This is a genomic window from Yeosuana sp. (assembly GCF_057126245.1).
Window position 1 is genome coordinate 46,960 of sequence record NZ_DBNGMQ010000034.1, and the last position, 24,055, is coordinate 71,014.

The 24,055-nt window shown below is 31.2% G+C and carries 27 protein-coding genes and 1 riboswitch; of the genes, 17 read left to right on the top strand and 10 right to left on the bottom strand.

Annotation, left to right across the window (positions count from 1 at the left end; genetic code table 11):
- Positions 1–124 precede the first annotated feature (124 nt).
- Positions 125–571, top strand: a complete 447-nt coding sequence (locus AC15TD_RS03420; RefSeq protein WP_484450735.1) for a KTSC domain-containing protein — start codon at positions 125–127, stop codon at positions 569–571.
- Here the strand turns inward: AC15TD_RS03420 and AC15TD_RS03425 are convergent.
- Positions 568–1,809 (bottom strand): glycosyltransferase, encoded by a 1,242-nt coding sequence (locus tag AC15TD_RS03425; protein ID WP_484450736.1) that lies wholly within the window; start codon positions 1,807–1,809, stop codon positions 568–570. The genes AC15TD_RS03420 and AC15TD_RS03425 overlap by 4 nt on opposite strands.
- A 38-nt stretch (positions 1,810–1,847) precedes the next feature.
- Positions 1,848–2,321: a heme-binding domain-containing protein gene (locus AC15TD_RS03430; protein ID WP_484450737.1), complete on the bottom strand. Its 474-nt coding sequence runs from the start codon at positions 2,319–2,321 to the stop codon at positions 1,848–1,850.
- 39 nt (positions 2,322–2,360) lie between these two features.
- Here AC15TD_RS03430 and AC15TD_RS03435 point away from each other — a divergent pair, with 39 nt between their 5' ends.
- Positions 2,361–2,930 carry an adenylosuccinate lyase gene (locus tag AC15TD_RS03435; RefSeq protein ID WP_484450738.1) on the top strand — a complete coding sequence of 190 codons (570 nt, stop codon included), beginning with the start codon at positions 2,361–2,363 and terminating at the stop codon, positions 2,928–2,930.
- 11 nt (positions 2,931–2,941) lie between these two features.
- On the opposite strand, the gene AC15TD_RS03440 is transcribed toward AC15TD_RS03435, so the two are convergent.
- A complete protein-coding gene (locus AC15TD_RS03440) occupies positions 2,942–3,922 on the bottom strand; it encodes a DUF1028 domain-containing protein (protein ID WP_484450739.1) in 981 nt (326 codons plus the stop codon).
- Between the two features lie 130 nt (positions 3,923–4,052).
- Here AC15TD_RS03440 and purB point away from each other — a divergent pair, with 130 nt between their 5' ends.
- Positions 4,053–5,396, top strand: a complete 1,344-nt coding sequence (purB, locus tag AC15TD_RS03445; protein ID WP_484450740.1) for an adenylosuccinate lyase — start codon at positions 4,053–4,055, stop codon at positions 5,394–5,396.
- A 3-nt stretch (positions 5,397–5,399) separates the two neighbouring features.
- A complete protein-coding gene (locus tag AC15TD_RS03450; RefSeq protein WP_484450741.1) occupies positions 5,400–5,579 on the top strand; it encodes a hypothetical protein in 180 nt (59 codons plus the stop codon).
- 63 nt (positions 5,580–5,642) lie between these two features.
- On the opposite strand, the gene AC15TD_RS03455 is transcribed toward AC15TD_RS03450, so the two are convergent.
- From AC15TD_RS03455 to AC15TD_RS03470, 4 genes are all read right to left on the bottom strand, one after another.
- The gene (locus AC15TD_RS03455; protein WP_484450742.1) at positions 5,643–6,188 is read right to left on the bottom strand and encodes a DUF4252 domain-containing protein; all 546 of its coding nucleotides are present in this window, start codon (positions 6,186–6,188) and stop codon (positions 5,643–5,645) included.
- 28 nt (positions 6,189–6,216) lie between these two features.
- Positions 6,217–6,753, bottom strand: coding sequence for a DUF4252 domain-containing protein (locus AC15TD_RS03460; protein WP_484450743.1), 537 nt, complete (start codon positions 6,751–6,753; stop codon positions 6,217–6,219).
- A gap of 65 nt (positions 6,754–6,818) precedes the next feature.
- Entirely contained in the window at positions 6,819–7,298 is a 480-nt protein-coding gene (locus AC15TD_RS03465; RefSeq protein WP_484450744.1) for a hypothetical protein, read from the bottom strand.
- A complete protein-coding gene (locus tag AC15TD_RS03470) occupies positions 7,285–7,794 on the bottom strand; it encodes an RNA polymerase sigma factor (protein ID WP_484450745.1) in 510 nt (169 codons plus the stop codon). Before AC15TD_RS03470 ends, AC15TD_RS03465 begins: the two co-directional genes overlap by 14 nt.
- Positions 7,795–7,951: 157 nt before the next feature.
- Between AC15TD_RS03470 and AC15TD_RS03475 the strand changes: the two genes are divergently transcribed.
- Entirely contained in the window at positions 7,952–9,415 is a 1,464-nt protein-coding gene (locus AC15TD_RS03475) for a S41 family peptidase (RefSeq protein ID WP_484450746.1), read from the top strand.
- Between the two features lie 75 nt (positions 9,416–9,490).
- Here AC15TD_RS03475 and AC15TD_RS03480 read toward each other — a convergent pair whose 3' ends face one another.
- Positions 9,491–11,365 (bottom strand): TonB-dependent receptor plug domain-containing protein, encoded by a 1,875-nt coding sequence (locus tag AC15TD_RS03480; RefSeq protein ID WP_484450747.1) that lies wholly within the window; start codon positions 11,363–11,365, stop codon positions 9,491–9,493.
- Between the two features lie 66 nt (positions 11,366–11,431).
- Positions 11,432–11,626, bottom strand: a riboswitch (cobalamin riboswitch).
- Positions 11,627–11,816: 190 nt separating this feature from the next.
- On the opposite strand from AC15TD_RS03480, the gene AC15TD_RS03485 reads away from it, so the two are divergent.
- The 12 genes from AC15TD_RS03485 (at position 11,817) to AC15TD_RS03540 (ending at position 22,624) form a co-directional block, all read left to right on the top strand.
- Entirely contained in the window at positions 11,817–12,980 is a 1,164-nt protein-coding gene (locus AC15TD_RS03485; RefSeq protein WP_484450748.1) for an ABC transporter substrate-binding protein, read from the top strand.
- Position 12,981: 1 nt separating this feature from the next.
- Positions 12,982–14,013 carry a FecCD family ABC transporter permease gene (locus AC15TD_RS03490; protein ID WP_484450749.1) on the top strand — a complete coding sequence of 344 codons (1,032 nt, stop codon included), beginning with the start codon at positions 12,982–12,984 and terminating at the stop codon, positions 14,011–14,013.
- A gap of 34 nt (positions 14,014–14,047) precedes the next feature.
- The gene (locus tag AC15TD_RS03495; RefSeq protein WP_484450750.1) at positions 14,048–14,842 is read left to right on the top strand and encodes an ABC transporter ATP-binding protein; all 795 of its coding nucleotides are present in this window, start codon (positions 14,048–14,050) and stop codon (positions 14,840–14,842) included.
- Between the two features lie 149 nt (positions 14,843–14,991).
- The gene (locus tag AC15TD_RS03500) at positions 14,992–16,716 is read left to right on the top strand and encodes a tetratricopeptide repeat protein (RefSeq protein WP_484450751.1); all 1,725 of its coding nucleotides are present in this window, start codon (positions 14,992–14,994) and stop codon (positions 16,714–16,716) included.
- Positions 16,717–16,867: 151 nt separating this feature from the next.
- Positions 16,868–18,184, top strand: a complete 1,317-nt coding sequence (locus AC15TD_RS03505) for a DNA recombination protein RmuC (RefSeq protein WP_484450752.1) — start codon at positions 16,868–16,870, stop codon at positions 18,182–18,184.
- Between the two features lie 103 nt (positions 18,185–18,287).
- A complete protein-coding gene (locus AC15TD_RS03510) occupies positions 18,288–18,899 on the top strand; it encodes an HMG-box domain-containing protein (RefSeq protein ID WP_484450753.1) in 612 nt (203 codons plus the stop codon).
- Positions 18,896–19,600, top strand: a complete 705-nt coding sequence (locus AC15TD_RS03515) for a DUF3307 domain-containing protein (protein WP_484450754.1) — start codon at positions 18,896–18,898, stop codon at positions 19,598–19,600. The genes AC15TD_RS03510 and AC15TD_RS03515 overlap by 4 nt, the downstream gene beginning before the upstream one ends.
- 4 nt (positions 19,601–19,604) lie before the next feature.
- Positions 19,605–20,141: an acyl-CoA thioesterase gene (locus AC15TD_RS03520; RefSeq protein ID WP_484450755.1), complete on the top strand. Its 537-nt coding sequence runs from the start codon at positions 19,605–19,607 to the stop codon at positions 20,139–20,141.
- Between the two features lie 230 nt (positions 20,142–20,371).
- On the top strand, positions 20,372–20,755 hold the full coding sequence (locus AC15TD_RS03525; RefSeq protein ID WP_484450756.1) for an OB-fold protein: 384 nt from the start codon (positions 20,372–20,374) through the stop codon (positions 20,753–20,755).
- A 30-nt stretch (positions 20,756–20,785) separates the two neighbouring features.
- Positions 20,786–21,634: a DUF5777 family beta-barrel protein gene (locus tag AC15TD_RS03530; RefSeq protein ID WP_484450757.1), complete on the top strand. Its 849-nt coding sequence runs from the start codon at positions 20,786–20,788 to the stop codon at positions 21,632–21,634.
- 30 nt (positions 21,635–21,664) lie between these two features.
- Positions 21,665–22,033 carry a hypothetical protein gene (locus AC15TD_RS03535; RefSeq protein WP_484450758.1) on the top strand — a complete coding sequence of 123 codons (369 nt, stop codon included), beginning with the start codon at positions 21,665–21,667 and terminating at the stop codon, positions 22,031–22,033.
- Between the two features lie 36 nt (positions 22,034–22,069).
- Entirely contained in the window at positions 22,070–22,624 is a 555-nt protein-coding gene (locus AC15TD_RS03540; RefSeq protein ID WP_484450759.1) for a YceI family protein, read from the top strand.
- 67 nt (positions 22,625–22,691) lie between these two features.
- On the opposite strand, the gene AC15TD_RS03545 is transcribed toward AC15TD_RS03540, so the two are convergent.
- Together AC15TD_RS03545 and AC15TD_RS03550 are read right to left on the bottom strand one after the other, a co-directional pair.
- The gene (locus tag AC15TD_RS03545) at positions 22,692–23,465 is read right to left on the bottom strand and encodes a T9SS type A sorting domain-containing protein (protein ID WP_484450760.1); all 774 of its coding nucleotides are present in this window, start codon (positions 23,463–23,465) and stop codon (positions 22,692–22,694) included.
- 7 nt (positions 23,466–23,472) lie between these two features.
- The gene (locus AC15TD_RS03550) at positions 23,473–23,973 is read right to left on the bottom strand and encodes an ankyrin repeat domain-containing protein (RefSeq protein ID WP_484450761.1); all 501 of its coding nucleotides are present in this window, start codon (positions 23,971–23,973) and stop codon (positions 23,473–23,475) included.
- Positions 23,974–24,055: the final 82 nt, after the last annotated feature.

Here is a 24,055-nt window from a genome sequence, read left to right on the forward strand (position 1 = left end):
GTATTTTTTTAAGGCGCAAAGCTATAAAAAAGCGCGTGGTAAAAAGAAATAATCTATTTATAAAAACAGTTCTCACAGATTACATTAAAAAGAGTATATTCGCGCCTTGTAAAAAAATGACCCTATGAAGCGCATCAGTGAATACAAGAAACTTTTTAATGTTGAAAAAGACATTAATCTGAAAGAACTAAAAACGGCCTACAGAAATTTGGTAAAGGAATGGCATCCTGACAAATTTCAACAAGGTGATGCGTTAGCTATTGAAGCAGAACTTAAAAGCCGACAAATTATTGATGGGTATCATTTTTTAGTAAGCATTGCTCCAGAAACAAAGGCTGCAAATTTAGACGCTTTTAATGAGACGATTAATAGCCCAATTATCGATTGGCAACATAAAGGTATGCTTTTAGAAGTAACCTTTTTAGATAGTAATACCTACGAATTTTTTGGTGTGAATAGAGCCTTGTATATTAAACTTTGTCAATCTGATAAACTAAATCGCTTTGCAAAACGTAATATTTTCAATACGTACACGTATAGAAAAATTAAAAAGAGCGAAGTTGAAGCTTAATTAGTTTTTGAGTTCTTAGCCTCTATCCATTTACTCATATATTTTGTGCTCTGCGTAGTTTGATGTTGAAGCATTTGCCCTGTAAAATTATCTAACCTATGAACATATAGGCCATTTTGTATAGAAGTTAATTTATACATAAAATCTGAAACGAAAAGATGTTTATCAAAACGTGCATTCATCACTATAAAACCATTTTTTTGTTTTCCATTCCAGAAAATTTTATCAGTATAAAGCTCAATGGCTTTATTGGCAAATTCCTGAGCATCATCTGCTATAAACCCATTAGGCTCAAAACTACCAAACATACCTTCGGCCGCAATGGAAGTCATAACACAAGGGGTGCCATTTATCATGGCATCAATAAGCTTTCCTTTTAATCCTGCCCCGAATCGCAAAGGGACTAAACACACTTTTGCTTTTTGCATAACAAGATTAACATCATCAATATACCCTTTGATTATAAAACCTTCTTTTTCGCTATGAAGTTGATTCACCTTTTCAGATACATAAGCACCATAAATATGTATCTGAATTTTTGGAAGTTTTTTTCTAATTAATGGCCATATCGTATTTTTTAAAAATAGAATAGCGTCATAATTTGGAGCGTGAAGAAAATTACCAATTGAAACAAAGTGTTCTCTTTCTTTAATCTTGGGTAGTCTTTTTTTAATTTCTAGAGAAACTGGTTCTGTTAAAAAAGGTAAATAGTATAATAAGTGGTCACTTACTTTAAACTGATGTCTCAAAATTCCTATTTCTTCTTCTGAAATAATAAGACTCAAATCACATCTATAAATACTAGCAATTTCACGTTTTGAAATATCATTAAACAAATAGGACTTATCGAACACGGATCCGTCTTTAAGAGCATTTCCTCTTCCTTTTCTTAAACAATGTAAATCTTCAGTATCTAAAATTTTTAATGCATTTGGACATTTTTCTGTAACTCTCCATCCAAATTGTTCTTCCACCATAAAACGGTCAAATACGACAATATCAGGGTTTAACTGACTTACAAATTCATCAAAACTAGGATTATTCAATTCGATAGCAACTTGGTCAATATTTAGACGACTTAGATCAAAGGCATTATCTCTTTTTGCACAAGCACTCGCAAAGGTGATTTTATAATCAAATGACTGAAAAATTTCTATTAATTGCATCATTCGGCTTCCGGCAGCCGAACTTTTAGGTTCAGGCCAAACAAAACCAATAATTAATACATTTTTAATCATAGAAATTTTTGAAACTTATAATCACAAAGTTGATGGGTTTATTCAGGTTTGGGTTCTAAACTATAGATCATTCTAACTTGTTTTGCCCAATCTACTATAGCTTTAATCTGGTCGTCGGAAAGCTTAGCCTCTTGATGCACTAAAATATAGGATTCTAAAGGCATTTCTTTTTCTTCTACCATTTCAATTAACTCCTCCATTTTATTATCCTTTCGTTTGGTAGAATTCCCAACCCAATTTGAAAAATTAAAATGTTTCTTTCCATCATTCACATGTTCTGCTAACCAATAATTTACTGGCGTTATTTTGTTATACCAAGGATATCTTGTAACATCACTATGACAATCATAACAACTCTCTTTTAAAATAGCTTTAACAGTCTCTGGAGGATTAGTTTCATCTAAAAATGGTTGAACAGAAGCCAAATCGCCTTGGTTTTTTTCTGGACCAAAAAATTGAGCAATTACAAATAAGACTAATAAGATTAAAAGGATTTTTTTTACTATTTTCATTTTGGGTAATCTTAAAGGTCTAATTTACGGAATTATTTAATGACATTAGAAGAATTATATGGGGAGTTAAGCTTTGTTAATGCTACGCGTGAGAACAGACTAAAAAATGCCAAAATAGTATTGAATGATATGAGTTTATTACCAAAGCTCTTCTCAATTTTATTTATGACAGACGATAAAGTTTCTTGTAAAGCAGCCTGGGTTTTTGAATATGTTTGTGCTGAAAACATCTATGTAATCATACCTTATTTAGAAGAATTTACTAGCAATATTAAGGAAGTCCATTTAGACTCAGCTGTTAGACCGATTGCCAAAATTTGTGAGTTTATAGCTAAAGCTTATGATTCAAAAGGACATAACCCCTTTAAAACTATGCTTTCAGCAAAACATAAAGAACGTATTATAGAATGTTGTTTTGATTGGATGATTAATGATGAAAAGGTTGCTGTAAAAGCTTATTCCATGAATACCTTATTTCTATTAGGCAAAGATTCTCGATGGGTTCACCAAGAACTTGTTCAAATATTAGAGCGTGATTACCAACAACAAAGTGCAGGATTTCAAGCTAGAGCGAGGCATGTTTTAAAAAAAATAAAAGTAAAAATATAAAAGACTCGAATTTATAGCTTCATCACCTTTTGTAACTGTTCTTCTGAAATAATTAATAATTTATTTTTAACGATTCTCGAAGTTAATATTTTCCAATTATTATCTTGTTCAAAAATTTCTTTAAGAATAGAATGCGCCTTTTCAAAATCTTTATTATTTAATAAATTAATAGCGTACCAGAATTTCATTTCTAAATTATCTGGAAATAAATTCTGAGCTTTTAAGTATAAATTTTCAGCCTTTTTAGTATCCCCAGCTTCCATGGCTAAATCTCCATTATTCATGAAATTATATGCTTTATGTACTTTTACCAATCGCTCTAATTCTTGAATAGGATCCGGATTATCTTCCACTCTTAAATCCATCACAATATCTTCCCAAGAATTTCCTGTTGCCTCACCTTTAACAATTAAAATAGCTGCCGATTGACTTCCTCTAATATCACCTTTCTCATTTTGCGCCGCTTTTAACCCCGCTATAATCCGATCGCTAAAATCGCCCTTATAAGTTTCAAAAGCAGTCGCCATAGCGTCCCAAACAGTATTATTTAGCATCATATTTGCTTGCACTGAAAAGTTTTTACCTTGTGTATGTCCTGCGGCTTCTATACAAGAACTACCCGTGTGCGTTGCGACCTCTCCTTTAGTGTTTAAAAAAGCTACTTGCCGAAACATTTCACCACTATCATTAGCTAATAAAGCATCTAACGCCTGTTGTGGAGATAAACCTTGCTCCATCAAAACCAACCCTTTTTGTCCATAACTTGGATTTACAAATGATTGGGTTGCCACTACACCTACTCCAGCCTTCCCATAAGTAACAACACTGCCTACACTAAACCAATGTGATTGCACGGCTACACCAATATTACCAGTAACGGAGTCTCTTGCAACGATAGAATAGGTATGTGCCAATGGTTCAGAAGTTTTGTAGACTTGAGAAAATGATAATTGAAAAAATAATACTATTAAAAGGGCTTGAAAAAATCTCATAGTTAAATATTTATTGACTAATATAAGTATTTCGAATAACAAATTAACGATTGAAAAAATCATAAATAGTAATTCGGTAATCGACATACAAATACTTATCTTTGGCAATTCTTAAAAAACATAAGGTCAAATGTCACTATCAGAACTTAATGCCATCTCCCCGATTGATGGAAGATACAGAAGTAAAGTAAAGGAGTTAGCCCCCTATTTTTCTGAAGAAGCACTTATTAAATATCGTGTTTTAGTTGAAATTGAATATTTCATTGCGCTATGTAAAATTCCGTTACCTCAACTATCAACCGTATCAAAAGATGTTTTCAAAAATTTAAGAGCTATTTATCAAGATTTTACTTCTGATGATGCTTTGGCTATTAAAAAAATTGAGAGTATAACCAATCATGACGTTAAAGCTGTTGAATACTTTATTAAAGAACAATTTGATGCATTAGGTTTGTCTCAGTATAAAGAATTTATTCATTTTGGATTAACGTCTCAAGATATTAATAATACAGCAATTCCCTTAAGTATTAAAGAAGCTGTTGAGACGATTTATATCTCAGAATACAATATTATTTATAATAAATTAAAAGAATTGGCTATAGATTGGGCAAACGTTTCTATGCTGGCAAGAACACATGGCCAACCGGCTTCTCCAACCCGTTTGGGTAAAGAAATTGAGGTTTTTGTGATTCGCCTTGAACAACAATTTTCTTCATTAAAAAACATACCCAATGCTGCTAAATTTGGTGGAGCGACTGGTAATTATAATGCGCATCACGTTGCGTACCCAAACATTGACTGGAAAGCTTTTGGTACTAAATTTTTGAACGAAACATTAGGGTTACACCATTCATACCCAACAACTCAGATAGAGCATTATGATCATATGGCAGCTTTATTTGATAATTTAAAACGTATCAATACCATTTTAATAGATTTGAATCGTGATATATGGACCTATGTCTCTATGGAATACTTTAAACAACTTATAAAAGCTGGTGAAGTAGGAAGTTCTGCGATGCCACATAAAGTAAACCCCATTGATTTTGAAAATAGTGAAGGAAATTTAGGAATAGCGAATGCAATTTTTGAGCATTTATCTGGAAAACTTCCTGTTTCGAGATTACAACGTGACTTAACTGATAGTACTGTTTTACGGAATATTGGCGTGCCTTTTGGACATACTTTGATTGGTTTTAAATCTACATTAAAAGGACTAAGTAAATTATTGCTTAATGAGGCTAAGTTTGCTGAAGATTTAGAACAAAACTGGGCAGTTGTTGCAGAAGCTATTCAAACCATTTTAAGACGAGAAGGATATCCAAATCCTTATGAAGCCTTAAAAGGTTTAACCAGAACCAATGAAAAAATAAATCAATCATCAATTTCTAATTTTATTAGCACTTTAGATGTAAGTGATACAATAAAAGAAGAATTAAATCGTATAACACCTAGTAATTATACAGGTATTTAATTTATGCTGACCGACAAACAATCTTTAATACTGTGTGGATTATTAGGCCTTGGAATTTTTGTATGTGGTATTCTTGAGATACTTGATAACTTTATAACTAAAACAATTCTTACCATCATCTTTTTAGTCATTGTTACTAATTTAATAGTTTCAAATTCTAGAAAAAAGGAAGAAAAAGAATAGAATTTATTGAATAAAAAACGGCTTGCAATTTTGCAAGCCATTTTTTATTATTTAAAATATAGTCTATTCTTTAAAGAAACCCATAATTCCATCTAGTTGAGATTCATCAAAATTAGAATTTTTCATAGCATCTGCTAGGGTCATCATTTTCTCTGGACTCATATTATCTCCTAAAATACGGACTATTCCAAAACCCATCTCTTTTGAACTTGCAAATACTATAAATTCATCAGATTCATCACCATCGCCTAAATACTTAACTATAATTTTAGCACTTTTATCATTAAACTCAATTAAGTCACTATACTTTTTGTTTTTAAGAATAGTTTTAACTTTTTCTAATTCTGTATTAAATTCAGCTAAGTTAGAATCATCATATTTATAGGCTAACAAATTCAATCGTTTCACAGAGCTATAAGCTTCCTTTTGTTCTTCTGTCAATTTTGTTTCATCTAATTTAATTATTGAAACTGGTAAATCTACAGAAGTAAAATTTGTAGATTCTTGATTATCTACATAGTATCGTTGTAAACTAACTCCATTATTACAGCTCACTAAAAGTAGAGCTGTAATAAGGGTTAATAATATATATTTAATTGCTATTTGCATGTTTTTTTGATTGATTAGTTCCAATTAATTATATCTTCTTTTTTTCTAAGTGTTGACCACCAGGAATATTCATTTTCTCAGTAAGCTTAGAAATTTCATTTAAGTTGATATCTCCTGTTAAAGACATTACTACTGTTTCTATTTTTCTTTGTTCTCCATTAATTTCAACACTTTGTCCTTTCATAGCTTTATCAATGCCATTTACGTAAATTAAAAGTTCTTTAACATGATCAGAATCCTTTCCTTCTTTTACATAAAATTTCACTTCAGAACCGTCATCTCTTACTTCCATTAATTCTTCTAAAGAACTTGAGCGAGATTTCACCCATGTAGAAATGTCTGCTGAAATAGTCTTGTTATCTGTCACAAGGGTTTTAAAACTTGTTATACTGTTTACCATATCCATAAATGCCTTTGCTTCTGGATCTTCTACATTAATACCCATTTTTGCTATCATTTGAAACATTTTAGGCTTAATAGATACATAAGTTACATCTGAATTATCACTATACTTCTCAAAAACATTTTGAGCTGATGATATAGCTGGCATTAACATAATTGCCATTACGATTACTAATAATTTATTTTTCATGGTTTTAGATTTTATTTTATTTAAAGTTTTCATTGTTATTATTGATTTACTGGTTTAAAAATTAAATTTTTTGAATTCTCAAATTCGTTAAGGTACCCTAATGTTGAAGTTCCTTTGTTCATTTCATTTAAGTAACTTATTGTAGAAGTTCCTTTATTAAATTTATTTGATATCATGGCTAACGATTTTACAACTTCGTTATATGCCAGTTCTGGGTCATCATAAGTTCCTAAATCATTCTGATTGTATGACTTAAAATAAAACCCAATCATAAGAACTGCTACTGCTGCGACCGATATCCATTTATAGTTAAATACTCTTTTAGTTTTTAATGGAACGTCTTTAGTAAATTGTTCTTTCTGATTTCCCAAAAAATACGCAAACATAGGTTTATATATTTCTAAATGTGGCGCTACAGTTTCTTGCGAAAAATAGTTTTTTAACTGTTGCTCTTCTTTTAGAGTTGTTTCTCCGTTCTCGTACTTTTCAAGTAACTTTTCTATATTAGTTAATACCATAACTGTGTGTATTAGTTAATTTCTCTCTTATTGTTTTTCTTGCTCTAGATAAGGCTACTCTAACTGCTGTATTATTCATATCCAGCATTTCACATATCTCATCTAATTCATACTGTTCTATATCTCTTAATTGAATTACCATTTTTTGTTGTTCTGGCAAATCTTCAATTATTCTTCCTACCCAATCTAAACTATCTTGAGCCTCTACTTGTTTTTGCAAAGACGTATTATTGTCTTGATAGTTACTGTGTACTATTTTTAAATTTTGCGCTTGCTTAGATTTTAATTTGTCTAAACAAAAATTTTTTGTCATTGTCATAGAAAAAGCCTCTACATTTTTATAAGCTTCAAACTTCGACTTATTATTCCAAAGCTTTATAAGAACTTCTTGAGTAGCATCTTCGGCTTCTTCTGTTGATACCAGCAATCGTTTTGCTAAACGAAACACTTTATCTTTAAAAGGCATGACAATATCTAAAAATTCTGTCTGCGTCATTTTACTTCTACTTTGGTTGTGGTTAGTTTAAAAAGCTCTATTAGGGCGTTTGATATTACGACGAACCATAATCGAATTTGTTACATTTTTTTTTAAATAATAAAATAATGTAAGTAAATTTAGAGTTTTAAAGACTAAAGGTTATAAAAAAATTGCAATGAAAAATTTAAAAGCCCTATACATTGTATTGGTGGCGTCCATTCTTCTTACAAGTTGTTTTGAAGATAATGATGACAATACAATTTCTACCCGAGACATCAATGATTTTGTTTGGAAAGGAATGAATTCTTGGTACAATTGGCAATCTCTTGTTTCAGATTTATCAGATTCAAAAGATGATATATCTTCGGAATACGCTTCTTATTTAAATCAATTTAATGATCCAGAGGATTTATTTAATAGCTTAAAATATCAAACAAATATTGTGGATAGGTTTTCTTGGTTTATTGAAGATTATATAATACAAGAGCAAGCGTTTCAAGGTATATCATTATCATTTGGTATGCGTTTTGATGCCGTTAAAATAAATGATATGGGAGATATCATTATTTATGTTAGGTATGTTGCAGATGATTCCCCAGCCAGTATTGCCAATATAAAAAGAGGAGATATTATTTATGCTCTAGACGGAATTCAATTAAATACTACAAATTTTAGCGAAGTCTCTAATAAATTATATAATCAAACCACAACATTTTCATTTGCTACTGAAAATAATGGTTTACTAACACCTGTAGAAGACAAAACTATTATAGCTAGCGTTGTTTCTGAAAACCCCGTGTATTTAACTAAAACATTTAATGATGTTGATGGTAAAAAAGTTGGTTATTTAGTTTACAATGGTTTTAGGTCCTCGTATAATGATGAGTTAAATGACGCCTTTTCAACTTTTAAAAATGAAAATATTGATGAACTCATACTCGATTTAAGATTAAATGGAGGTGGATCTGTTGCTACATCGTCATATTTAGCTAGCATGATTTATGCGGACGCCGGAGAAGAAAAATTTGCAGATTTAGAATTTAATTCTAAACACGCCAATGAAAATGGTTCTTATAATTTTAGTAATACTTTAGATGTTTATAATTCAGAAAGCCAAAAAACAGGAGAAGAACCCATTAATAGATTAACTTCTCTCAATAGATTGTATGTGCTAATTTCTGGCAATACTGCTTCTGCTAGTGAAATGGTTATCAATGGTCTTAAGCCATTTATTCCAGTAAAACTAATTGGAACCACAACCTATGGTAAAAACGTCGGTTCTATTACCTTATATGATTCACCAACTTCTGATTATACAGATAGAACATCGGCTAACCCTAGCCACTCTAATGCCATGCAACCCATCGTGTTTCAAATATTTAATAAAAATAGAGAAAGTGATTATACACAAGGTTTCATTCCAGATATCGAAGTATTAGAATATGAATTTTGGAATAACACACTTCCTTTTGGTGATGAAAATGAGGCCGTATTAAAAGCGGCTCTTGATAATATTAGCGGTATTACTACAAAAACGGGAGCTATAAAAAAAGCAAGTAACTTAAAACATTTAGATCTTAAACCATTTAATAAGTTTGAAAAGGAGATGTATCTTGAAAGTGATTTTTCTCTAAATTAATCTAGACCTTTAAAATAGAAAGAGGCTGTCTAATTTATAATAGACAGCCTCTTTTCGTAATCTAAAGTGACTGTTTTATAAATTTATATTTAGCCCCACATTAATATTTCTTCCTTTGGTTGTATAACCAATAACCTCTGTATAATCTTCATTAAAAAGATTCGTTATTCCAGCAAAAAATTTGAGTTTATTACTAATTAGCTTCTGACTAAAATACAAGTCTATTAATGAGAATGATTGTAATTCAACGTTTTGATAGTTTGAAAAATCGGTATCCATTCTACTACTGGTAAACTGATAATTTATTGATGCATAATTGTTTTTAGAAATATTATAGCCTAATCCAGCATTCGCTTTATGTTTTGGTAAACGCAACCGCGTACCATCTTTTAATTCTGTAAACGTATAATTCGCAGTAAAAACAAGATTGTCGATTAAATTAGCTTTTACTTCTGTTTCAAAACCATGAACGTTTGCATTGGTTGCTGCATTTTCATAACCATTGGCAGCATAAACAATCGTTTTATCTTCGTTCCTATTAAAATAAAGCGCGTTCATTCTAAATCCTTTTTTATTAGAAAATTCTAACCCGCCTTCCATGGTAGCATTCTCTTCTGGATCTAAATCTGAATTAGCCCCATAAAAACCAAATAACTGTGACAAATTAGGCGCAATAAACGAGGTAGCATAAGATCCAAAAACTTTAATATTTCCAGAACTAGCAGGAATATTATAAGACGGATTTAAACTATACACTACATGTGACCCGTATTCACTATGGTTATTTAAACGAGCTCCTGCATTTAAATTCAAACCAAAATCAGATACATAAACTGCGTTAATATATGGGTCTATATTATTATAACTTTCTTCTACGGCAAATAAACTTTTATACTTACTGTAGTTCACACCTACGATGGTGTAAAAGGTTTTATTAAAGACATATTTATTAAAAGCATCAACAACAAAATTTTCAGCTTCGTAATTCGCGCTAAAATCTGAAAAAATCGCTCTATCAATTTTAGTATACGCCGCATTTACTTGAAAACTACCGTTAGCATATGTAAACTTTGGAGACACTCCTACTCTAGTTTGCTCGCTAAAAAATGTATCATCGGTATCGGTAAGAACATAAGACGGTGCTGGACTTCCATCAATATCAGATTTTAGCCTATCATAGCTGGCAAAAGTAGTAATAGTAAAAGCTTCATTGATATCATAGCCAAGTTTTATATTGGTATTAAATCTTGAAAAAGGATCTTTTTCCGGGTTATCAGTTTTTGCGGCCGACAATCCATCAGTATATGTGTTTCCAAAACTTGCCAAATACGTTAGGTTATTTGAAGTCCCATTTATTGAAACATTGTTTGTGAAGCTTGAACCATTATAATTTAAATCGCCTTGTGGCTGGTTGGTACCAACCAGAGTTAAAAAACTACCTGAAACCGTATCTTTAGAAGCCTTTTTAGTGGTAATGCTAATAACAGCAGTTGCAGCAGCGTTTCCGTATAAGGTACTTGCTGCACCCTTAATAATTTCAATAGATTCAACAGTATTTAAATCTACAAGTCTTAAATCAAATTCATTCGATACAGATGATGGGTCATTTACAGGAATACCATCAATTAAAACTAAAACTTGCCTAGAGTTCCCTCCCCTAACGTAATATGATAAATTTTGTCCCTGCACACTTCTAGTTCCATTAATTTCAATACCACTTTTAGAATTAATTAAATCCGTAATACTTCTTCCTTGATTATTTTCAATTTCATTTTTTGAAATTTTAATAACTGTTTTCCCTGAATTTTCTCGTTTCAGTTTAAAACGTGAATCTGTAATAACAACTTCAGCAAGTTCTTGAACTTTTGTTGAATCGACTTGCTTTTGTGCAAAACTAGCCATTGATATACTTAAACATAGCATACTAAAAGCCTTTACTTTTTTGTTCATTTAATGAATAATTACTCGAGAATCGCATGACAACCATACGCAAACTTTTATCCCGAAAGTTTAACTAATTTTTTTTTGAAATTGGCAGGTCTCCTGACTTGCGTCTTCATGTTGGTCTTCCCAAAGATTTCTCTTCAGTGACATTGAAGTTGAACATGAAGCTTTATAGCTTACAGTTGCGGGAACAGTTCTGGATTTTAACCAGATTCCCTTTTAATTTATTCACGTGAAATGAACAAAACCTAATTTCGATGCAAAAATAAATATTATGTTTTATATTACTTCTTGAATTTTATTTTTTCTTCGTTAATTTATAAACGAAATAAATAAAGCCCGCTAAAAAATGAAGTATTATAACGCCAGCAACTATATATATTGTTAAATTTGAATTTTCTCTCATAACCATGAATTTATTCAAAAGTATTAACTAATAACTAAAATACAGTTACAATTGTTACAGAGTAAAACATTAAATTCATCCTATCAAATAGCTCTTTTATTGGTGTTTATTGCATTTTTTAATTGCAAAAATGACGTCTCAAAAAAAACTGTTAATGACTTAAATAAAAAGGAGGTTTTATTAAAATATGCTCAAGGATTTAGCATTTTAGACCTAGGAACTTATAAAATATTAGAAATTAAAAATCCGTGGCCTAAATCTGAAAAAACATACAAATATGCGCTAATTCATAAGGGTCAAAAAGTCAAACTTAATGAGAAGGATTTTGAAGCTATATTAATAATTCCAATAAAAAATATAGTAGTTACTTCAACAACGCATATTCCGTCACTAGAATTATTGAATGTTGAGCAAACCTTGGTTGGGTTTCCTGGTATTAATTATATATCGTCTGAAAAAACCAGAAACCGTATTGATATTGGTAATGTTCGAGAGCTTGGGAAAAATGAAGGTATTAACACCGAAGTCCTTTTAGAACTATTTCCTGATGTTGTGATTGGCTTTGGAATTGATGGTAATAACAAGACGTTTGAAACTATTAAAAAATCTTATATTCCTGTGATATATGATGGTGATTGGGTTGAAAATTCACCACTTGCAAAAGCGGAGTGGATAAAATTTTTTGGATTGTTATTCGATAAAGAAAAAAAAGCTGATTCCATATTTAATTCAATTGAAAACGATTATTTAGAAGCTAAAAAACTAGCCTCTAAAGTAAACAACCAACCTACTATTTTAAGTGGAGCCATGTATAATGATGTTTGGTATTTACCAAATGGAACTAGTACGGAAGCGCAACTTCTTAAAGACGCCAACACGAACTATTTATTTAAAGAATCTCAAGGAACCGGAAGTTTGTCTCTGAATTTTGAAACCGTTTACGCAAAAGCTAAAGATGCTGATATTTGGTTAAGCCCATCAAATTATGAAAGTTTAGAAGCTCTTGAAAAAAGCAATGTCCATTATACTAAGTTTAAAGCATTTCAAAATAAAAATATATATTCGTTTACTAATACAACAGGTAAAACAGGTGGTGTTTTATATTATGAGTTAGGAATGACACGACCCGATTTAGTCCTTAAAGATATAATTAAAATTTGTCATCCGGAGTTGTTAGAAAATTATCAGCCCTATTTTTTTAAAAAGTTGAACTAAATTGATTAACGCAAAAACATATTCAAAATCATTCATCATTATCATACTTGTTTTAGTAGGATGTTTTGTTTTAAATATAAGTCTAGGATCTGTTCATATTCCATTTAAAGATGTTTTTAAAAGTATTATAGGTAGTTCTACAGAACAAGATACGTGGTTATACATTATCCAGAATTACAGACTTCCAAAAGCATTTACTGCTATTTTAGTCGGCTCTGGCTTGGGTATATCAGGACTTTTAATGCAAACCCTTTTTAGAAACCCTTTGGCTGGTCCTTTTGTTCTTGGTATTAGCTCTGGTGCCAGTTTAGGAGTGGCATTAATCATTTTAGGGTCAAATGTTTTCGGTGGACTTTTAACAACCCTTTTAGTATCTAAATGGAGTATCGTTATCGCAGCCAGTTTTGGTAGTTTTTTGGTGTTAATTTCCGTCATGATTGTATCTTTAAAAATACGTGATACAATGGCTATTTTAATTATTGGACTTATGTTTTCAAGTATTACAGCCGCCATTGTAAGTGTGCTTTCTTATTTTGGTTCTGCACAACAATTACAACAATATGTATTTTGGGGATTTGGTAGTTTAGGAAACTTATCCTGGAATGAACTTGGTATATTCTTCATTATTTATTGCTTTGGCATTGTTTTAAGTATCTTTTCAATAAAATCATTAAACTCGCTCCTTTTAGGTGAAAACTATGCTAAAAGCCTTGGTTTAAATATTAAAAGAAGTAGGTTGTTAATTATAATAGCTACTAGCTTATTAGCAGGTACCATTACAGCTTTTGCTGGACCAATTGCCTTTATTGGATTGGCTATTCCACATATGACACGTCAAATATTTAATACCTCCAATCATAAAATATTGTTACCAGCCGTGTTTTTATTTGGAGCTATCATCATGCTTATTTGTGATAGTATCGCCCAAATACCTAATAGTGATTATACCTTGCCTATAAACGCTATTACATCTTTAATTGGTGCACCTGTCGTTATTTGGTTATTGGTTAGAAAACGTAAAATGATATTTTGATTTAGATTAAAAAGATAAAAGATAAAGCTAACAAGTGGAAGAAACACCAAAACATATCATTTTAAAAACCGAAAACCTTTCAATTGGTTATGCTTCAAAAAAAGAGCAAACTATTATTGGCAGTAATATCAATATTAATTTGCATCGCGGTGAACTTATTGGATTAATTGGCGCGAATGGCATTGGTAAATCAACCCTTTTACGGACACTTACCAATGTTCAAAAACCCCTTCAAGGCACTGTTAAAATAAATAATAAAAATCTACATCAATTTAATGCTATTGATTTGGCAAAGGTGCTGAGTCTAGTCCTGACTGAAGCGGTATCGTCTAAAAACCTATCTGTTTTTGAATTAGTTGCTTTGGGAAGACAGCCTTATACCAATTGGGTTGGCAATTTAACCGAGTATGATATTAATAAAGTTAATGAAGCTCTGGAGCTTATTAACATTACTCATTTAAAACATAAAAACTGTTTTGAATTAAGTGACGGACAATTACAAAAAGCTATGATAGCGCGTGCTTTAGCACAAGATACTGATATGATCATCTTAGATGAACCTACAACGCACCTCGATATGTATCATAAAGCATACATTTTAAAACTTTTACAAAAACTTACTCAAGAAACAGGCAAAACAATTTTGTTTTCATCGCACGAAATAGATTTAACTATCCAGCTCTGTGATACAGTCGTTGTGATGACCGATGATGGTGTGGTTTCAGACCAACCTTGTAATCTCATATCAAAAGGTGTTTTCAATAGTTTATTCCCAAAAGATTTAATTGCTTTTGATGAAAATACAGGAAGTTTTAGAGTAAACAAGTAATTTTAATTTCTTATTAATTTTTAAATTAATTATATTTACTTAAACCTAGTGCAGCCTTTTAATCAACCAAATACCGTTATTTTACTTACTTATACTTTAATTAACATGAATTAAAGGGTGTGGTTTATATTAACATAAATCCAATCATAATGAAAACCAGACTAATTATTGTATGTACTTTTATAATTCTCTTAGCAACTATTATTTATAAAATATCACCTCGAGACACTTTCGATTATTCTAAAAAAATTGGAAGTAATTCGATTAGTTGCACGCCTGCTACATTCTTATTAAACAATATAGATACCACAAGACAAATCGCACCCTTATTTGAGAATCTTGGAAATCACACGTATAAAGTAAGTACAAAAAATCAATTAGCTCAAAGCTTCTTTAATCAAGGCTTACGACTTACTTATGGTTTTAATCATGCAGAGGCTCATCGTTCCTTTATGGAAGCATCAAGGTTAGACCCAAATTGCGCTATGGCTTTTTGGGGCCAAGCCTATGACTTAGGCCCTAATATAAATGACCCTCAACCAGACGAAGAGCGCAAAAATAAATACAACGAAGCTATTGAAAAAGCAATCCAACTTTCAGTAGCCGCATCACCCAAAGAACAAGCACTTATTAAGGCTTTAACTTATCGGTATTCAACCGATTTAACTAAAGATGTAAATGACCTCAATATGGCTTATATGGAAGCTATGGCGAAAGTAGCAGCTAATTATCCCGAAGATTCAGACATCCAAACCTTATATGCCGCTTCTATTATGAATACAGTTCGTTGGAATTATTGGGACAAAGATGGCAATCCGTCATTAAATATTCCTGAGGCGAAAGCTGCTCTTGAAAAAGCCATGAAACTAAATCCAAATAATCCCGGAGCACACCATTATTATATTCATATGGTAGAATTACCTAAACCAGATTTAGCGGTTCCAAGTGCTGATAAATTAGGCACTCTTATGCCTGCTGCGGGACACATTGTTCACATGCCGTCTCATATTTATATTAGAGTTGGCAGATACAAAGATGCTGTAATAGCAAACCAAAAAGCCATTTTAGCAGATGAGGATTATATCTCACAGTGCTTTTCTCAAGGCATGTATCCGCTTGGTTATTATCCGCATAACATCCATTTTCTATGGTCGGCTTCTAGCCTTTTAGGAGATAGTAAAATAGCCATTGATGCGGCTAAAAAAACGGCTGAAAAAGTTCCCGTTGGCGAAATGAAAGATTTACACTTTTTACAAAATTTTGCCTCAACTCCACTTTTAGCTTATACCAGATTTGGCAAGTGGAATGACATTTTAACCTATCCAAAACCAAACGATAGCATTAAGCATTTTAAACTAATTTGGCATTATGCAAGAGGTATTGCCTTTACAAGAAAAAATAATGTAAAAGAAGCACAGGAAGAACTTGATGCTATTGATTTATTGATTAAAGATCCCGCTATGGAAACTATTATTGCCACGGGATTTGATAATGGTACAACCTTAGCAAAATTAGCTTATGAAGTTGTTGCCGGAGAAATCGCTTCTATAAAAAACGATTACAATTCTGCTATTAAACATTTAGAAAAGGCTGTTCAAATGGAAGATACCCTAATTTATAATGAACCATCTGCATGGCATATTCCGCCAAGGCAAAATTTGGGTGCTGTTTTAATGAAAGCTGAAAAATATGCGGAAGCTGAGAACGTATACAAAGAAGATTTAAAAATACTTAGACAAAATGGCTGGTCTTTAATAGGCTTGCATGAAAGCCTAAAGGCACAAGGCAAATTAACAGAGGCAGATAAAATAAAACATGAATTTGACGATGCTTGGAAAGATGCAGATATTCAAATAAACACCTCTATTCTATAGGTGAATATTTATTTAGAATTGCTGATGATTTTTTAATTTAGATTGTGCTTATTTACAATTCTATAAAAGTATACTTTTCTCCAAATCTTAAGTCTTACCGCTTCTAACTTCAGTCTAAAACATTTATATTTGATAAATATCTTTTTTATAAATGAACGACAGTCTTATTTTAATTATAGCCATTCTTATTGCTGCTGGCCTTGGCACCTATATAGGCATCATATTTACCAAACTTAAAAACAAAAGCGAACAAAGCACTTTAGAAGAGCGTCAGAACCAAATGACATCAAACATTGAAGAGCTGAAACAACATTTAAATAAGGTTGAATTAGAAAGAGAGGCCATAAGGCGTGAAAAAGAATTATTAAGTTCTGAATTAGCAAGAAAGAATGCCGATTTTGATAATTTGAAACAAAAAAATGAAGAGCAAAAGGCTGAAGTAGAAAAACTTCAAGAAAAATTTACCAAAGAGTTTGAAAATCTTGCTAATAGGATTTTAGATGAAAAATCAAGTAAATTCACTATTCAGAATAAAGAAAACCTCGACTCCATTTTAAAACCACTTCAAGAAAAAATTCAACATTTTGAAAAACGCGTTGAGGAAACCAATAAAGAAGATATTACACGAAGTGCCGATTTACGAAGACAGATTATAGGACTGAAAGAGCTTAACGAACAAATGAGTAAAGAAACCACAAATTTAACGAAAGCCCTTAAAGGTGACACTAAAATGCAAGGAAATTGGGGGGAATTAGTTTTAGAGCGGGTTTTGGAGCGTAGTGGTTTACAAAAAGATAGCGAGTATTTTGTGCAACAAAGTTTTACTACAGATGAAGGAAAGCGCGTCATGCCCGATGTTATCATTCATCTTCCTGGTGATAAAAAATTGATTGTTGACTCCAAGGTATCTCTTGTTGCTTATGAAAGATATATTAATGAAATTGATGATGCAGAAAAACCATCACACCTAAAAAACCATGTGCTGTCTGTAAAAAAACGCGTGAGCGAGTTGGGCGAAAAAAACTATCATCAATTATACCAAATGGATAGTCCTGATTTTGTTTTATTATTTATCCCGATTGAATCGGCCTTTGCCATAGCTTCCATGGAATATCCCAATTTATATTCCGAAGCCTTTGAAAAAAACATCATTATAGTCACACCAACTACATTATTAGCAGTTCTTAAGACTATTGATAGTATGTGGCAAAACGAAAAGCAAAAGGAGAATGCCATTGAAATAGCTACACAGGCAGGACGACTGTATGACTCCTTTGTTAATCTTACAGAAGAATTAATAAAAGTGGGCAACCAAATTGGTACCGTTCAAAAATCTTATGAAAGTGCCATGGTTAAACTTACAGGAAAAGGAAATCTTATTAAGCGTGTAGAAAACCTAAAAGCTTTAGGTGCCAAAGCCAGCAAACAGCAAAATGAAAAACTTTTAAAACGTGCTGAAGAAGATTAATCTATCAATTAATATCACTTAAAAAAGCGATATATTTGTTTATCACATAATTAAATGATATATTTGTTTATCACATAATTAAGAGATACTAAATTAATATTCAATGACAAGTGTTATAACTGGCGATATTATTAAATCAAGAACACATATAAACCCAGAGGTTTGGATAGAGATACTTAAAGACACATTATCCAGTTTAAGTACTAACAAAAAATACTGGGAAATATACCGTGGTGATAGTTTTCAAATAGAAATAAGAGATATTTTTTCAAGTTTTACTGCAGCTATATACATAAAAGCTTGCATAAAAATGATTAAAGGTTTAGATGTGCGTTTAGCTATTGGTATTGGCGATAAAACTTATGAAGGCAAGGATGTAACAGAATCTAATGGCGAGGCCTTTATTTTTTCTGGTGAAACTTTAGAATCGCTAAAAAGGGAAAAACAAAATTTACGTATTAAAACCAAAAATGAGGAGTTTGATAAAGAACTTAACTTATATTTTAAGTTAGCCTTGATACCCATGGACAGTTGGACTGTTAATTCTGCCGAAATAGTTAAATTAAATATTGAAAACCCTGATGCGTTACAAAGTGACTTAGGAAAAATTGTAGGTATAAATCAAAATGCAATAAGCACAAGACAAAAACGGGCTCATTTAGATGAAATTTTAGAACTTGATCTTATGTATAGACAAAAAATAGCTAAACTATGATTCTTCTCACAAAACTATTAATAGCGCACTTAATTGGTGATTTTTTTCTCCAACCTAAAAAATGGGTTACCCATAAGGAAAAGAAAAAGTTAAAATCATCAAAACTATATCTACATATTTGGATCCATATTATTGTCACCTTTATTCTGCTTTGGGATACATCAAAATGGCCCATCATAATAATAATAGGAAGTTCTCATTTTATAATTGATGGGATAAAACTCATTATTCAAAAGAAAAAAACGAAGCGTCTGTTCTTCTTTATTGACCAACTACTGCATCTTTTAGTCATTATTATCTGTTATTATGTATTTACTAAAAACCCATTTCATATTGAAAATGTAATAACAGAAGAAAGCTTGTTACTTATAGTTTGTATATTATTTTTAACGATTCCAACGTCTATCATAATGAAGACTATTTTTTCAAAATGGAATATTTCTAAATTAACAAAACACGATGAATCTCTTGAAGATGCTGGTAAATATATTGGCATCTTAGAGCGCTGTTTAGTGTTTGTTTTTGTTATTTTAAACCATTGGGAAGCTGTAGGATTTCTTATAACAGCTAAATCGGTATTCAGATTTGGTGACTTAAAAGAATCTAAAGACCGTCAACTTACCGAGTATATTTTAATTGGCACGCTCATTAGTTTCGGTATTGCTATCATAACCGGAATCATCTTCAACTCATTAATTTAAAACTATGTTTAAAACTATTGAAGAATCTCAAATAACCTTAACCCAATTAATGTTGCCATCCAATACTAATTTTAGTGGTAAAATACATGGTGGCTACATATTAGGCCTTATGGACCAGATAGCCTTTGCATGTGCTTCTAAACACTCAAGGCATTATTGCGTAACCGCATCTGTAAACAAAGTAGATTTTTTAAATCCCATTGAAGTTGGCGAACTTGTAACACTTAAAGCTTCAGTTAATTTTACTGGAAGGACTTCTATGGTTATTGGTGTGCGCGTTGAATCGGAAAATATCCGAACTGGTTATACAAAGCACTGTAATTCATCTTACTTTACGATGGTAGCTAAAGATGAAGATGGAAACAATGTACCCGTTCCTGGACTCATATTAAAAACCAAAGACGATATTCGACGTTTTGCTCGCAGTATAAGGCGTCAGGAACAAGCAAAAAAAAGAGTGAGTACTTTTAATTCTTCAGAATTTAAAATCGAGGATCATTTAGATATACTTAAGAAGTATAATGCACTGATAGAAATCTAAAAATAAAATAAATTAAGCGACTTTTAATTTCAATCTTAAAATATTTAATTAATTTATTATCTTCGTAACTATAAATCAAGTGTTTAACACTTGATTTATAAATAAAAAAAGCTATTTTATTTTTCCTTTTGAAAAAGAAAATGAAATCAGTTATGTGATTACATGACTGATCTTCACAATATTTTTACTAATAGTATCATTTATAGTTATTAATATAACTTAATATCGTTATGAAAAAATACATAGTATTATTGGGAATATTACTCATTATTGTGTTGGTCTATAGCTATGTTTATCAAGACCATAGAGATATAGAGAAAGAAAAGGCAGAATTTACGATGGACGCGGATATAATAATAAAAGAATTTTTTATGAACTCTCAAGTAAATGAAACAAAATATTTAAATAAAACGATTGAAGTGAAAGGGATTGTTACGAATCAAAGTGAAAAAAGTATTTCTTTAAATGACAACATATTTTGTCAATTTAGTGAACTAGTTCCTTCAAAACTTAAAACAAATATCGAAATAAGTATTAAAGGTCGTTTTATTGGATACGACGATCTTCTAGAGGAATTAAAATTTGATCAATGTATGGTTATCACCTCTAAATGAAAAAAATAAATTAATACCACTAACTTAAAAATGAAAAATATATTACTTGTTTTATTTATTCTACCGCATTTATTATGTTCTCAAAATGATTTATTAGATGAAATAGATTCAGATTCAACAGACACTTATTATGCAACAGCTACTTTTAAAGGTTTAAAAATTGTAAATTTTGAATCGACTAAACTTGTTTCTAAAAAAGCATTTACATTTGTGGTAGCGCACCGATTTGGCAGTATCGCTAATGGATTCGATAATTTTTTTGGTTTAGACGATGCGGTTACAAGATTGAATTTCATCTACGGTCTTACTGAAAATTTAAATATAAGTATATCAAGAAGTTCCTATCAAAAAATATATGAATCGGCCTTAAAGTATCGTATTATTGGTCAAAAAATTAATGGATTCCCTTTTACAATTGTCAGTTATAACTCGATTCTGGTTAATACAGCCCTTAAAAAAGATAACTTACCAAAATTAGAATTTAAGCATCGTTTGGGTTATACATTGCAACTTTTAATCGCTAGAAAAATTAATAAAAATTTATCCTTAGAAATAGCTCCTACATTTTTCCATGATAACTATGTTACCAATAATGAGCAACATAACTCACAATTTGACCTTGGCTTAGGTGGCCGTTATAAACTAGGTAAAAGATGGTCGTTTAATGCAGATTATGGCTGGCATTTAAACAGGGCGAGTAATTCTGTATTTAGAAATCCCTTGTCTATTGGGTTCGATTTAGAAACTGGAGGACATGTATTTCAAATGCATTTCAGTAATGCTCAAGCAATGAATACTAACGGGTTTTTAGGTCAAGCCACTGGTAATTGGGGAGAAGGAGATATTTATTTTGGATTTAATTTAAGTAGAAACTTTTAACATGAAGTTACTATAAACAACAAATTACTTATGAAAAAGATACCTTTTATTTTTTATTTTGTATTTCTTTTAATCATTGGATGTGAATACGCCAGTGAAGATGATTTAATAAATTCAGAAATTGAACAGCCAGTACTCATCAATTATAATGACAATATAAAACCAATCATTGATAACAACTGTGTGTTTTGTCATAACAGTCCTCCTGTAAATGGAGCCTCTACAAGTTTGATTACCTATCAAAATGTAGTTGATGGCATAGCTAACAATAACTTAATTAATCGCATATCGGCTCAAACAGGAGAATCTGGTGCAATGCCATTAGGCGGCCCAAGATTACCTCAAAATTTGATTGATCTAGTAAAGCAATGGCAAGAAGATGGACTGCTTGAAAACTAATGATATATTATAGATATAAAAGTTAAAATGAAAAAAATGATGAAAAAAATATTTGCTTTGTTAATCTTGCTTTTTTGGTTCTCATCTACTTATTCACAAGTTAAATTTATTACCAAAACAGGCATCACAGAATTTGAAGCTTCAGTCCCTTCTTTTGAGGAGGTTAAAGCAAAAAACGAGTCTACTACTGCTATTTTAAATTCAACAAATGGCGAATTTGCCGCACTAATTTTAATAAAGGGATTTCGCTTTAAAAACGCCCTTATGGAAGAGCATTTTAATGAAAACTATGCTGAATCTGATGAATTTCCAAAAGCCACTTTTAAAGGGATAATTAATAATTTTGAATTTGCAAACTTGAAGAAATTAAAGACTAATTATTCCTTTAACGGCGTACTCACTTTTCATGGTAAGTCTAAAGAAATTGTAAATGAAAATATTGCAATATCTTTGAAAAACAATATGATTTCTCTAACAGGAAGATTCTTTGTAGATGTATCTGATTTTGATATTGAAATACCAAAAGTTGTTAGCAATAAATTATCTAAAAAAGTTCGTGTTACTTATCATTATAATTTAAAAAAGAAGTAGTTATCTTTTAAAATAAAAAAACCTTTAGATATAGTTGTTTAAAGGTTTTTTTATTTAAGCCTTTTAATTAATACTTCAAATAACGTTTCGTTAATGAGAAGGTATTGTCATTTGAAGCTAATCGAACAAAGAAGACCCCACTTTTCCAGTTAGAGGTATTTACAGTAGTTAACAAGGAACTTACTCTTTCCGAAAATACCCTTTTGCCTAATACATCAAAAACTGATATATTTAGATCTGAAATTGCTCTATTTGGAACCTTTATATTCATTTCTATTGTACCCGGATTTGGATAAACAATGACATCATTGGCAGCTAATTGGAAATCATCCGCACCTAGTGTAAGATTCGCTACCACTCCACCACGACTTGCATGGTAGGCTAAAGTACTACTACTGCCTAAAGCCCATAAAATTGGTATGGTCTGCGCAGTTGTAGGAAACACATAGTCATTAGAGTCTCCTGTATTTCTCGCTCGTGTAGCTACTAATGTACGTTGACCACTATTTGTGGTATTACTACTTACATTCCAATCTTGACTACTATCTAGATTAGGTGTTCCAGTACCTGCTGGCATATTTCGGTCTTGCAGACCAAGTGAACTGTAAATTATAGCATCATCACCTAAATTTCCCATTGCAGATCCTGTGGAAACTCCAGGAGCAACACCTAGCCAAACATTATCAGGACCAATTAAGGTCATCGTTACTATATTCGTTCCTGCATTAACATCAAATTGAACCGTATAATCAGTATCCAAAGCTACTGTTCCAGTCGTCCAATTTTGTGCCATAACTAGGTTTATCATTAAAAAAAGTAATAAAAAAGTAATTTTCTTCATAGTTTATTTATTTATTGGTTAATATTTCATTAATCTTATTATCATTATACATCTGTGCATAATCGCGAGCAGATTTATCTAAATTATTTTTAAATTCAAAATCGGCATTTGCTTTCACTAGTTGTTCAATCAAATCATAATTCCTAAACATTACCGCATAATGCGCTGCTGTAGTGCCTTTTGTATCAGGGATGTTGACATCTACACCGTTTTCTATTAAAATACGAACAATTCCTGAATAACCTTTAAATACTGCTGCCATTAAAGGTGTACCATAATTGGATAACCCATTAATATCATCAACTTTATCTATTAAAAACTTTACCACTTCTTGATTGCCATTATAACAAGCCAAAACCAATGGAGTGTAACCAACGTCATTTGGTAAATTAATAATTTCGGGATTCTCTTTAAAAAGTAATTTCAATTCGTTTACTGTTCCCTTTCTAAAAATATCAAAAACATCATTTTGTGTCCATACATTTTGGGCTAAACATATTGTGGACAAAATTAAACATAATCTAAACTTAGAATAGTTTGAAAATATATAAAAATTTTTCATACCTAGGATTAGCAACCTTTTAATCCTA

Excerpts from the sequence above, each read along its gene's own strand:
- AC15TD_RS03420 (WP_484450735.1), top strand. The coding sequence starts at position 125 with ATGAAGCGCATCAGTGAATACAAGAAACTTTTTAATGTTGAAAAAGAC.
- AC15TD_RS03425 (WP_484450736.1), bottom strand. The coding sequence starts at position 1,809 with ATGATTAAAAATGTATTAATTATTGGTTTTGTTTGGCCTGAACCTAAA.
- AC15TD_RS03430 (WP_484450737.1), bottom strand. The coding sequence starts at position 2,321 with ATGAAAATAGTAAAAAAAATCCTTTTAATCTTATTAGTCTTATTTGTA.
- AC15TD_RS03435 (WP_484450738.1), top strand. The coding sequence starts at position 2,361 with ATGACATTAGAAGAATTATATGGGGAGTTAAGCTTTGTTAATGCTACG.
- AC15TD_RS03440 (WP_484450739.1), bottom strand. The coding sequence starts at position 3,922 with ATGAGATTTTTTCAAGCCCTTTTAATAGTATTATTTTTTCAATTATCA.
- purB (WP_484450740.1), top strand. The coding sequence starts at position 4,053 with ATGTCACTATCAGAACTTAATGCCATCTCCCCGATTGATGGAAGATAC.
- AC15TD_RS03450 (WP_484450741.1), top strand. The coding sequence starts at position 5,400 with ATGCTGACCGACAAACAATCTTTAATACTGTGTGGATTATTAGGCCTT.
- AC15TD_RS03455 (WP_484450742.1), bottom strand. The coding sequence starts at position 6,188 with ATGCAAATAGCAATTAAATATATATTATTAACCCTTATTACAGCTCTA.
- AC15TD_RS03460 (WP_484450743.1), bottom strand. The coding sequence starts at position 6,753 with ATGGCAATTATGTTAATGCCAGCTATATCATCAGCTCAAAATGTTTTT.
- AC15TD_RS03465 (WP_484450744.1), bottom strand. The coding sequence starts at position 7,298 with ATGGTATTAACTAATATAGAAAAGTTACTTGAAAAGTACGAGAACGGA.
- AC15TD_RS03470 (WP_484450745.1), bottom strand. The coding sequence starts at position 7,794 with ATGACGCAGACAGAATTTTTAGATATTGTCATGCCTTTTAAAGATAAA.
- AC15TD_RS03475 (WP_484450746.1), top strand. The coding sequence starts at position 7,952 with ATGAAAAATTTAAAAGCCCTATACATTGTATTGGTGGCGTCCATTCTT.
- AC15TD_RS03480 (WP_484450747.1), bottom strand. The coding sequence starts at position 11,365 with ATGAACAAAAAAGTAAAGGCTTTTAGTATGCTATGTTTAAGTATATCA.
- AC15TD_RS03500 (WP_484450751.1), top strand. The coding sequence starts at position 14,992 with ATGAAAACCAGACTAATTATTGTATGTACTTTTATAATTCTCTTAGCA.
- AC15TD_RS03505 (WP_484450752.1), top strand. The coding sequence starts at position 16,868 with ATGAACGACAGTCTTATTTTAATTATAGCCATTCTTATTGCTGCTGGC.
- AC15TD_RS03510 (WP_484450753.1), top strand. The coding sequence starts at position 18,288 with ATGACAAGTGTTATAACTGGCGATATTATTAAATCAAGAACACATATA.
- AC15TD_RS03515 (WP_484450754.1), top strand. The coding sequence starts at position 18,896 with ATGATTCTTCTCACAAAACTATTAATAGCGCACTTAATTGGTGATTTT.
- AC15TD_RS03520 (WP_484450755.1), top strand. The coding sequence starts at position 19,605 with ATGTTTAAAACTATTGAAGAATCTCAAATAACCTTAACCCAATTAATG.
- AC15TD_RS03525 (WP_484450756.1), top strand. The coding sequence starts at position 20,372 with ATGAAAAAATACATAGTATTATTGGGAATATTACTCATTATTGTGTTG.
- AC15TD_RS03530 (WP_484450757.1), top strand. The coding sequence starts at position 20,786 with ATGAAAAATATATTACTTGTTTTATTTATTCTACCGCATTTATTATGT.
- AC15TD_RS03535 (WP_484450758.1), top strand. The coding sequence starts at position 21,665 with ATGAAAAAGATACCTTTTATTTTTTATTTTGTATTTCTTTTAATCATT.
- AC15TD_RS03540 (WP_484450759.1), top strand. The coding sequence starts at position 22,070 with ATGATGAAAAAAATATTTGCTTTGTTAATCTTGCTTTTTTGGTTCTCA.
- AC15TD_RS03545 (WP_484450760.1), bottom strand. The coding sequence starts at position 23,465 with ATGAAGAAAATTACTTTTTTATTACTTTTTTTAATGATAAACCTAGTT.